The organism is Streptomyces sp. NPDC111606, assembly GCF_055656945.1.
The window spans coordinates 79185-89004 of the sequence record NZ_JBVKBY010000018.1 but is presented as its reverse complement, the minus strand read 5'-3'; the positions used below and the strand labels follow the sequence as shown (position 1 = coordinate 89004).

Here is a 9820-nt window from a genome sequence, read left to right as displayed (position 1 = left end):
GGCGGCAACAACAACTGGTTCGCGTCGTACGCCTACTGGTACTTCAAGCTCTACGGCCACGACAACGTCAAGCTCCTCGACGGCGGCCGCAAGAAATGGGAGCTGGACGCCCGTGAGCTGGTCGAGGAGGTCCCGGAGCGCGCCGAGACCGCCTACCAGGCCAAGCCGCAGAACACCGCCATCCGCGCCTTCCGCGACGACGTCGTCGCGGCCATCGGCTCGCAGAACCTGGTCGACGTCCGCTCGCCCGACGAGTTCTCGGGCAAGCTGCTCGCCCCGGCCCACCTGCCGCAGGAGCAGTCCCAGCGTCCGGGCCACGTCCCGTCCGCCCGCAACATCCCGTGGTCGAAGAACGCCAACGACGACGGCACCTTCAAGTCTGACGACGAGCTCAAGGAGCTCTACGCCGACGAGCAGGTCGACCTGGCGAAGGACACCATCGCCTACTGCCGCATCGGTGAGCGCTCCGCGCTGACCTGGTTCGTCCTGCACGAGCTGCTCGGCGTGGAGAACGTCAAGAACTACGACGGCTCCTGGACCGAGTACGGCTCCCTCGTCGGCGTCCCGATCGAGCTCGGCTCCAACAAGTAACCAACCCGACCGACCCTTCTCGACCTCTACAGGATTACGACATGTATGCAGCGAGGGCTGGCGGCCCGGACGCCCGACCTGGTCGAGCACTCCGCTACCTTGCGCGGCATGACACTATCGGCTGACCCGCTGTCCGATGTCCTCGCCTCGTTGCACATCAGGGCCGGATCACTGTCCGGGCTCGAGGCACGGGGCAGTTGGGCACTCCGCTTCGAACTCCACGAACACATCAAGATCGGTGCCGTACTCGACGGAGGCTGCTGGCTCGGCGTGGACAACGCCGAGCCGGTACGCCTTCGGGCGGGCGACTGCTTCCCCGTTGCTGCGCGGGAGTCCTTCACTGTCGCCAGTGACCGAGGAACGCCGTACCGCAGTGCCGAGGACCTCTACCGGGCGGCCGACAGCCGCATTGTGCGGCTCGGGCACAACCTCGAATCCGAAGCCCAGGAGCGGACACTCATCGTCGGCGGCAGCGTCGACTTCCTGGACACCACCGTCGCACTGCTGCTCGGCGGCCTGCCGCCCCTGGTCCACATCCGCGCCGCAACGCCCCACGCACAGGCCATCCAGCCGCTGCTCGGGGTGTTCCTCGACGAGGTGAGCGCCGTGCGCGCGGGCACCTCCGTGATGTCGGACCGGCTCACCGAGATCCTCTTCATCCAGGCGCTGCGAGCCGTCATCGCGGCGGACGCACCGGACCAGGCGTCGCTGCCGGGCTGGCTGGGGGCCCTCAACGACCCGCGCATCAGCCGAGTGCTGCTGCTGATGCACCAGCAGGCCGGCCGTCCATGGACCGTCTCCGCGCTCGGCGCCCAGGTAGGCATGGGCCGGGCGAGCTTCGCCGCCCGGTGTGCTGCAGGCAGTGGTAGAGCTGTCCGAGCATGCGGTTGAAGAGATTCCGCAACACGCTGGCCTGGCGTGTCCACCTCAGGGGATCCTGGCGCGCGGGGCGGACTACCGGACATCGAGTGGGCTTGAGAGCCCAGGTGCCACGCCCGGTGGCCGACGGGACGCAGGTGGCTCGAGCATGACGCCCATTACCCAGCGGGGGACCCTCAGCAGAGGGCAAACACGGCCCTCTCTCAGGCGTGGCACCGCGACGTCCCGGCCGTTGCAGCACTGCTGGACGTGTCTCGGCTCGTCAGCCTGGAATTTCGCCCTCGATGATGGCCGTGATCTTGTCACTGAAGAGCGCCGCACTTGAGGCCACGAAACTCCAGGCACCTGACAGGGCATCAGCCGAGTGCACCTCAGGGCAGGCCTCTGCCCAGCGGCGATAGTGAACTGCGGCTGGACTGGTAAGCCGCGGGCAGTGCGCCGTCGTCCCAGTCTGCCCCGTTTCGTGTCCGGCAGTGAGGTGCGACAAGGACAAGCCTGACCTGACCTGGTCGGCCGTCACACGAGGCGCTTGCGTCCCCAGGCGAACAGGAACACCGTCACGGCGGCCGTCAAGGCCAGCAGGATCGACGCACCCAGCCACTGCATGCCGGTCATCTGGGAGATCGGGAGATAGTCCACCGACCAGCCGACAACGTCGGCCTGCTTCAGGCAGAGCTCCTGCGCCTGCTCGGTGCTCTCCGAACGGCAAGTGCTCCAGCCGAGGAGGTCGCCGCTGCCAGTGATGTAGAAGCTGTCGATCTGGTAGGCGCCCTCGGGCAGTTCGGGGAACGAGTTCTCCGCGACGACGCCCTTGTCGGTGGTGACGGTGACCACGTCGCCGAGGCTCAGCCGGAAGTAGCCCCAGACGAGCTGGACGAGGACGGCGAATCCGAAGGTGACCACCATGGCCGCGAGGGTGCGGCGGAGCACGAGGCCGATCGCCACGCCACCGACCACGGTGAAGAGGCTGAGCGCGGCAGTTACGGGGCCCGTGTTGTCGAAGGCGCTGCCCTCGGCCCAGAAGGCGACCGTGTTCTGGGCCTTCACCGGGTTCCACCACCGGCTGAAGGTGATGGACAGCGCCGCCGTGGTCACCACGACGACCAGCGCGGTCACACCGAGCTTGGTGGCCAGCCAGCGGGAGCGGCCTCCGGACTGGGTGGCGACGAGCTTGGCGGTCCCGTGTTCCAGGTCGCCCGCCAGTAGCGGGGCGCCAACGAAGACACCGAACACGACGGGGATCATGCCCAGGACGTAGGAGACCCGCTGGAACGCCTGGGCGTACGGATCGAACTTCGGGCCAATGCTGTTGATGTCCTTGCCGGGCCAGCCGTTGGCGTGCAGGAAGTCCATCATCTGTGTGTGCTGGTACGTGATCCACGCCGCCAGGAGTACGGCGGCGCCCAGCAGGATCCAGTAGGTGGCCCGGTGCTGGCGCCAGACGAGCCAGGTCATGCCGCTCAGCCGGGGGCGCCGGGTTCGGTCGGCCGTGGTGGTGGTCGGGGTGCCGGTGAGAGTGCTCATGCTGCCACCGCCCGCGGGCCGGTCCGGACCTCGGCGGTGGGGGTGATCAAGGGTGGCGCCCCGGATGAGCGCAGATACGCAAGCAAGAGTTCTTCCATGTTCGGGCTGTCGGTGTCCCAGGGCCCGACGACCGGTCCGTCGGGACGTATGAGCGCGACGAACTGCCGCCCGCTGGTGCGGAATTCGATGACGGTGTGGTTCTCGAGACCCGCCGGCAGGCCCTCGCCGTCGCGGGCGCCGGTGACCCGGGTGTGGGCGTACAGCAGTTCGTCCACGTCACCGGCGAGACACAAACCGCCCTCCGTGACCGCGACGAGGTAGTCGCATACGTTCTCCAGTTCGGCCAGTGCATGCGTGGACATCAGCACGGTGGTGCCGCGCTCGGCGGCCTCGGCCATGAGCGTACCCATGAGTTCGTGGCGCACGACCGGGTCGAGGTCGGACATCGGCTCGTCGAGCAGCAGCAGGTCGGGGCGCTTACCGAAGGCGAGGGCGAAGGCGACGCGGGTGCGCTGGCCGCCGGAGAGGGTGCCGACCTTGGCGTTCAGGGGGACGTTGCCCGCGCGGACGATGGCCTCGGCGGCGCTCTGGTCCCAGCCCGCGTTCAACTCCCGTCCCAGGCGCAGGTTTTCCGCGACCGTGAAGCGCCGGAACAGGGGCTTCTCCTGGGCGAGAAATGCGGTGCGCAGGCCGGCTTCCGCCGACCCCGGGGCCGCGCCGAACACGCTCAGCGTGCCCTCCGTCGGCTCCAGCACGTTCGTGGCGATCCCCAACAGAGTGGTCTTGCCGGCCCCGTTGGGCCCGACCAGCCCGCAGATCCGCCCGGCCGGCAGCCGGAACGAGCAGTCCCGCAGAGCCCAACCCCGCCGGTACCGCTTGCCCAGTGCGACCGCCTCCAGCGCCGGCGGATCGGCGTACGTACCGTTACTCATTTACGCTCCTTGCCTCAGTCATCATTCCGTCGTACTGCTGCTCCGTGGCCGACGTGACCAGTGCGGCCACGTCCTCCCGTTCCAGGCCCGCCTCGCGCGCCCGTGCCATCCACGCCAGCAGCTCGTCATACAGCGGGGAATCCGTGCCTGCCTGGGGGCGAGCCAGCGTCCGGGTGACGAAGGTGCCGAGGCCCGGCCGTGGTTCGACCAGGCCCTCGCGTTCCAGCTCCCGGTATGCCTTGAGCGTGGTGTTCGGGTTGACCGCGCATGTCTCGGAGACTTCCTTGGCGGTCGGCAGGCGGTCTCCCGGCACCAGGATGTTCAGCCGAAGGGCCTGCTTGGTCTGCTGGACGATCTGCTGGAAGGCGGGGACCCCGCTGCGCCTGTCGATACGGAACTCCAAGATCATCACCACCATTCCACTAATCAAGTAGTGGAATACTGGTGGAGGGATGCGATGATTGTCAACGCCAGCTCGGACCGCCCCGATGTGGTCGATCAGCCAGCCCTGGACCGAAGCGGGCAGGACGCCGCATCCGTCGGCCACGCTTGGCACGGTCTTGGCGATGCTGTCGAAACCGGCATCCTGTCGCCAGATCACGCTGCGCAGGCCGAACTGCACGGCTCTCACCACCTGGCATTCGGCGATGCTTCCGGTGACCAGCACAATTCCCATACCCGGTTTGACCGAGCGCGCGGCGACCGCCTCCATCAGGAGCATCGTCTCCTCGGCGACGACGTCCATCGTCAGCATCAGAACCACGTCCGCCCGCTCGTGCTCCTTCTGAGGCAGCAGCGTCATTCCCCGCTGTCTCTGCAGGCAGGAGGCGGCTCCCTCCCCAGTGACCGGGTCACTGGCGAGAAGGGCGATCGAGATCATCCTCGAGCGTCCTTCCTGGGACGCATCACCCTGGAGGCCACGGCCGCGAACCGCGGCGTACGTCTCCTGATGGCCGAGGAAGTTCCCGCTTCCTCTGAGAGCGGGAAGCCGCCGGACATACCGGCCGTACACACGAGCGTGTGCCCGACATCGCCGACCGGGACTCCCGGTCCCGGGTCGCGGTGGGCCTTGTGGGCATGTGGTGGGCGGTGAAGAGCAGTCGCACGGTGAGACGGGAAGCGACGAGAGGACCTGATCAGCCAGGGGGGCGGCACCTGATCGGCCTCTCTGTCCACTACGACCCGCTGTCGCTCCGGGTTCTCCCGCCCCCTGTACCCCTGTTCCTGCCGATCGACGTGCCACCCTCGCGGCGGCCCACCACTGGCAGCGATCGCGGTGGTATTCGCGGCCCGGTAGCGTGCGTGGGCGGTGCCGACCGAGCGCAATGCCTTGGGCCACCACTCCGTCCCCCGCCCGCCGTCTCCCGACCTGCATCAACCTGGTGTACGGGGCTGCCGGTTGCCGTCAGGGCAGGTCGCGCAGCGGGGCGTATCCGCGCTCGTACAAGGCGTTGGCGCCGTAGCGGAACGCCATGTTGCGCAGGGCGGTGGGCATGGACCTGGTCCGGTCCCGCCGGTGGGTCTGCCGCTGCACCCACCGGGTACGGGGGAGCCTGCGCTGGACGAACTGCCGGAGAAGGCCCTCGGTGTTGCCGCCCTCGGCCAGCACCTCGGCGAGAACCTGGGCGTCCTCCACCGCCATGGCGACGCCCTGGGCCATGTTGGGCGAACTGGCGTGGGCCGCGTCCCCGACGAGCACGACGCGTCCTCGCGCCCACGTCTGGCAAATGACCTCCGCCACCGGTGAGACGTACGCGTTTTGAGCGGCGGGTGTGGCCAGCAGGTCCCGTACACGCCGGTCATAGCCGGCGAAATGCCGGAAGAGGTCTTTGGAAGCCTTGGGCGGGTGCTCGGAGGCGGGCGCCGTCACGTCGGCGTAGCAGCACACCCGGCCCCCGCCAACCGGGTAGGCCAGAAAGGCCGTCCCCGGGCCCAGCCACACGGTCCACCGGTCGATGTCGGGGGCGTCGGCGAGGAAACGCCAGCAGACCTGCCCGAGGTAGCGGGTCCCGGCCGCCGGATCGACCGACTCCCGCAGGCCCGACCGTATGCCGTCCGCTCCTACGACCACGTCATACCGGCCGCTCCCGCCGTCGCTGAAGTCCACGTGCACACCGTCGTCGTGCATACCGTCGTCGGAATACCTGAACGAGTCCACGGCGACCCCGTGGCGGACGGGCACCGGCACCACCTCCTGCAGGGCGGCATGGAGGTCGCCTCGGGTGATACCGACACAGCCGGCGGTTCCCCTCCACAGTTCGGCCATATCAATATCGGCCAGCACCCTGCCCCGCCGGTCCATCAGCCGCTGGCCAGGCACGGACGCTCCCAATTCGCTGAGATGCTTGCCCACCCCCAGTGCGGTCAGCGCGCGGACGCTGTTCCCAGGCAGGAAGAGCCCGGCCCCACCGCTGCGGCTCTCGGAGGAACGCTCGATGACGTCGACGGACATGCCCTCGCGCTCCAGGGCGACGGCGGTCGCTAGGCCGGCGATACCGGCTCCGACCACGAGGACGTCAAGGTGATTCGGCATGCAGATCTCCCGTTTGCTTTCCAGAGGTACGCACTGCACTACGACCTGCTCATCAGCTGGGTTCACGGCCATGGGCCTCGGAGATGGGCCCGCGGTGTGATAAGCACCCGGCATGCGTATTCTTCTCCCGCTGCCCGACCGAGACTTCGACGTCACCGAGGTGGCGGTCCCCTGGCGGATGTTGCGTGGCGCCGGGCACGACGTGGTGTTTGCAACGGAGTACGGCGGCTCCTCGCCGCAGGCGGACCCACTGCTGCTGAGCGGTGTGGTCTTCGGGCAGCTCGGCGCGGAGCCGGAGCCGAAGGAGTTCTACCGTGAACTGACCGGCGAGGCCGGCTTCCGGGCTCCGCTCGCCTGGGACGCTGTGGAACCGGAGGAGTACGACGGCCTGCTCCTGCCCGGCGGGCACGCGCCTGGTATGCGGCAGTACCTCGGCTCCCGCGTCCTGCAGGCGAAAGTCGCCCGATTCTGGGCAACAGGCCGACCGGTCGGCGCCATCTGCCACGGCGTCCTCGTGCTCGCCCGCACCATCGACCCGGAGACCGGCCGCAGCGTCATCGCCGGCCGACGCACGACGTGTCTGCCCAAGTACATGGAGCGCAGCGCCTATTACCTCACTGCATGGCGGCGCGGACGCTATTACCGGACCTATCCGGCGTACGTCCAGGACGAGGTGGTCGCCGCGCTCGACGACCCCGATCGCTTCGAGCGCGGGCCAGTGGAGATGCGCCGACGCGGTACGGCCTCGGACGACACCCCGGCCTTCGTCGTCCAGGACGGCAACTACCTTTCCGCCCGCTGGCCCGGCGACGCCTACCTCTTCGCCCGGCGCTTCACCGCCATGCTGGCGTAGCCCGCGCGGCCGATGTGGCCATCCCAACTGCCTGCCTACACGGGCACGCCGAGCAGTGCAATCCCCACCAGAGCCCCCATGAACCAATGATGCGCAGAAGGGCGGAGAGCGACGCACGACCGACGAACTACGCAAGGTCGGCAACCGGTTGAAGGCGATTGCCGGCGAGGCCGAGATCGTCAAGACGCAGGGCGCCGTCGCGTTCACGTGGAAGCAGAACGGCCCGCTGTCGACGAAACGGTTCGCCGTCGCGCACCCCGAGCTCGCCGCCATCCACACGCACCGCGTCGAAGCGCTCGATACAAAGCGCCTCGCCGCCGAGCAGGAGAGCCGACGGCGTGGCCCCGACGAGTACCGGGCCCACCATTCCCGACGCCTCGTTGTGCCCAAGGAGCCTGCCGCAGCGTGAGCACCAACCTTGCCGAGCGCGTCGCCAACAAGCGCAGTGACCGCAGCACCGCCCCTGCCCACCCTCCCGCCCAGCAGCCCACCCTCGTGCAGTACGTGCAGAAGCTGCGCCCCGAGATCGAGCGCCCTGCCCGCCCAGGTCGGGGCGCCGACCGTGTCCAGGGCCGCATCGTCTGGCTCGGTATGGCGGCTGGTGACCAGGGGGTGACTGGGCGGATCAGGAAGCACCTGGTCGAGCCGTGGATGAGTGCCGTCTTCCACCGGGTGTGGGTAGCCATCGCCTACGAGCAGACCTCCCCTGCCGCGCTGGAGGCCGCCGAAGGCTGGGCCGCTGACGCATTGGCTCCGCGTACTCGGATGCCTCACCACACCTTGCCTCCGTCCACCAACTGGCTCTCCCTCGTCGGCCGTCAGCGGGTGGCCTGACTCCGCTACTAGCGCGGGACGGTCAGTGCCGTACGCGGACACCGAGGTCGTCGAGAAGGCCACGCACGCGGCGTTCGATTTCGTCGCGGATGGGGCGGGGGTGTCGCCGAGGTGAGCCCAGAAGCCGCCAGATGTTGATCTTGAGCACGTCAGTGGTCGGGCGGCGGGGGCGTACCGTTTGTGCCCCGGTGTCCTGGCTGACACACCCGCCGCAAAGTAGCCGTCAGGGGGGTCCCGAGGGCGTTGACGCGGTTTTCGTACTCGCGGCGGGCCTTGCGCTGTGCCGAGATCGCCGGGGCGCCCGGGGCACCGTCGGGGGGCTGGCAACGGGCGAGGAGTTGGCGGTGGACCGAGGACGCGGCGCTCACGCGCAGTGTGTGTAGCCCTTGGCCGCGCCGTACGGTCACGCCCTGGTCGAGCGGCCCGCTCGGCGGGCTTCAGCTCGACCGCGCGAAGGAACTCGGCGACCTTGCCCGGCATGTCGAGAGTGACCGGCAGTTCCGGGGCCGGGGCGTCCTCGTGGCCGGCGGTGTGCTCGGGCATGAGGTCGGCGGCATGAGGTCGGCGACGGCCGTGCGGATGGCGCCCCGGCTGACCCCGTGTTCGCGGGCAAGGGCGGCGATAGACCTGCCCTCAAGGGGAATCGAACTGGCGCACACCTCGTCCGGGTCGAGCCGGAGTGAACGCCGCCCCACGGGCGTCTCCCTCACCCCACGATCGTCACCCTAAAGGGCCGAACTCAGTTTAGGCACCCGCACTGCCCGTCTCATGAAAGTCAGTCATGTCATGTTCTCCGGATCCCACCAGGGCCAGGAGCCTCCCTCACGACAGGTCCTGCGGGCCGAGCACCGGGACACTGCCGACGCCGGTCCAGGAACGGTCCAGCAGCAGCCCGGCCGCCGTCGCGGCGATGTCGGCGACGGCCACCACCAGCCCCGCTCTTCCGGGCGGTGGTCAAGGCGGTACGACCGCTGATCTCGCTCCTCAACAAGATGAGCAACGCCCTCGTGCGACTGTGCCGGGTCACCCCGCGCGACGAGCTGACCTCGGTCCACAACCGCGAGCAACTCACGCATCTCGTGGAGGAGTCCGAGCGATTGGGCCTGATCAGCGAGACCGACTCGGACCTGATCACCCGCTCGCTGACCGAGTCCGAGACCCCGGTCGGTGGCTTCCAGGTGCCGACTGCGGAGATCACCTCGGTGGACGGCGCGGCGAGCATCGACGACATCCTGCGTATCGCCTCCGAAAGTAACCGCACCCGCCTGCTCGTCCGGGACGGCGATGCCGTCATCGGCTCCGTCCACGCCCGCGACGCCCTGGTCGCCCGCGCCCGGAGACGCAACACCAGCGCCCGCGACCTGGCGCGTCCGGTGCCCGGGCTGACGGCGACCACCACCGTCGCCGACGCGATCGACCTCCTCCGCCGCAACCGAGCTTCGTTGGCGGTCGTACACGACGACACCGGCGGCATCACGGGCATGGTGAGCCTGGACGACCTCCTCGCACGCTATCTGCAGCCGTGGGTGGTCTGATCGCCGCGGAGTGCGGAGGGGTTGAGCGAACCTGGATCTCTACGGGCAGTACTTCCACCTCGCCCCGGGCATCAAGACCATCGACCTGCGGGTCAGGTACCCGTAGCTCGCCGACCTCGCGGTAGGCGAAAACGGAGGA

9 protein-coding genes and 2 pseudogenes are annotated in these 9820 nt (G+C 68.9%); 6 read left to right on the top strand and 5 right to left on the bottom strand.

Going from position 1 to position 9820, the window contains the following annotated elements:
- Together ACZ7M7_RS41710 and ACZ7M7_RS41705 are read left to right on the top strand one after the other, a co-directional pair.
- The coding region (locus tag ACZ7M7_RS41710) for a sulfurtransferase (protein ID WP_472126486.1) at positions 1-591 on the top strand (591 nt) is incomplete at its 5' end.
- 108 nt (positions 592-699) lie between these two features.
- On the top strand, positions 700-1482 hold the full coding sequence (locus ACZ7M7_RS41705) for a cupin domain-containing protein (RefSeq protein ID WP_472126483.1): 783 nt from the start codon (positions 700-702) through the stop codon (positions 1480-1482).
- 504 nt (positions 1483-1986) lie between these two features.
- Here ACZ7M7_RS41705 and ACZ7M7_RS41700 read toward each other — a convergent pair.
- The 4 genes from ACZ7M7_RS41700 to ACZ7M7_RS41685 form a co-directional block, all read right to left on the bottom strand.
- Complete coding sequence (locus ACZ7M7_RS41700; protein ID WP_472126480.1) at positions 1987-2994, bottom strand: ABC transporter; 1008 nt, start codon at positions 2992-2994, stop codon at positions 1987-1989.
- Positions 2991-3926, bottom strand: coding sequence for an ABC transporter ATP-binding protein (locus ACZ7M7_RS41695; RefSeq protein WP_472126477.1), 936 nt, complete (start codon positions 3924-3926; stop codon positions 2991-2993). The genes ACZ7M7_RS41700 and ACZ7M7_RS41695 overlap by 4 nt, the downstream gene beginning before the upstream one ends.
- Entirely contained in the window at positions 3919-4344 is a 426-nt protein-coding gene (locus tag ACZ7M7_RS41690; RefSeq protein WP_472126508.1) for a GntR family transcriptional regulator, read from the bottom strand. The genes ACZ7M7_RS41695 and ACZ7M7_RS41690 overlap by 8 nt, the downstream gene beginning before the upstream one ends.
- A 987-nt stretch (positions 4345-5331) precedes the next feature.
- A complete protein-coding gene (locus ACZ7M7_RS41685) occupies positions 5332-6459 on the bottom strand; it encodes an FAD-dependent oxidoreductase (protein WP_472126474.1) in 1128 nt (375 codons plus the stop codon).
- 112 nt (positions 6460-6571) lie between these two features.
- Between ACZ7M7_RS41685 and ACZ7M7_RS41680 the strand changes: the two genes are divergently transcribed.
- The 3 genes from ACZ7M7_RS41680 (at position 6572) to ACZ7M7_RS41670 (ending at position 8146) form a co-directional block, all read left to right on the top strand.
- The gene (locus ACZ7M7_RS41680; RefSeq protein ID WP_383483725.1) at positions 6572-7312 is read left to right on the top strand and encodes a type 1 glutamine amidotransferase domain-containing protein; all 741 of its coding nucleotides are present in this window, start codon (positions 6572-6574) and stop codon (positions 7310-7312) included.
- 148 nt (positions 7313-7460) lie between these two features.
- Positions 7461-7721: a hypothetical protein gene (locus tag ACZ7M7_RS41675; RefSeq protein ID WP_472126471.1), complete on the top strand. Its 261-nt coding sequence runs from the start codon at positions 7461-7463 to the stop codon at positions 7719-7721.
- Positions 7718-8146, top strand: a complete 429-nt coding sequence (locus ACZ7M7_RS41670; protein WP_472126468.1) for a hypothetical protein — start codon at positions 7718-7720, stop codon at positions 8144-8146. Before ACZ7M7_RS41675 ends, ACZ7M7_RS41670 begins: the two co-directional genes overlap by 4 nt.
- Positions 8147-8971: 825 nt before the next feature.
- Here the strand turns inward: ACZ7M7_RS41670 and ACZ7M7_RS41665 are convergent.
- A pseudogene (locus ACZ7M7_RS41665) lies at positions 8972-9088 on the bottom strand (NmrA family transcriptional regulator); the annotation flags it as partial.
- Here ACZ7M7_RS41665 and ACZ7M7_RS41660 point away from each other — a divergent pair.
- Positions 9079-9681 (top strand): annotated as a pseudogene (locus ACZ7M7_RS41660) (CBS domain-containing protein); the annotation flags it as partial. The pseudogenes ACZ7M7_RS41665 and ACZ7M7_RS41660 overlap by 10 nt on opposite strands.
- Positions 9682-9820: the final 139 nt, after the last annotated feature.

Coding starts and splice junctions, on each gene's coding strand:
- ACZ7M7_RS41705 (WP_472126483.1), top strand. CDS start 700: ATGACACTATCGGCTGACCCGCTGTCCGATGTCCTCGCCTCGTTGCAC.
- ACZ7M7_RS41700 (WP_472126480.1), bottom strand. CDS start 2,994: ATGAGCACTCTCACCGGCACCCCGACCACCACCACGGCCGACCGAACC.
- ACZ7M7_RS41695 (WP_472126477.1), bottom strand. CDS start 3,926: ATGAGTAACGGTACGTACGCCGATCCGCCGGCGCTGGAGGCGGTCGCA.
- ACZ7M7_RS41690 (WP_472126508.1), bottom strand. CDS start 4,344: ATGGTGGTGATGATCTTGGAGTTCCGTATCGACAGGCGCAGCGGGGTC.
- ACZ7M7_RS41685 (WP_472126474.1), bottom strand. CDS start 6,459: ATGCCGAATCACCTTGACGTCCTCGTGGTCGGAGCCGGTATCGCCGGC.
- ACZ7M7_RS41680 (WP_383483725.1), top strand. CDS start 6,572: ATGCGTATTCTTCTCCCGCTGCCCGACCGAGACTTCGACGTCACCGAG.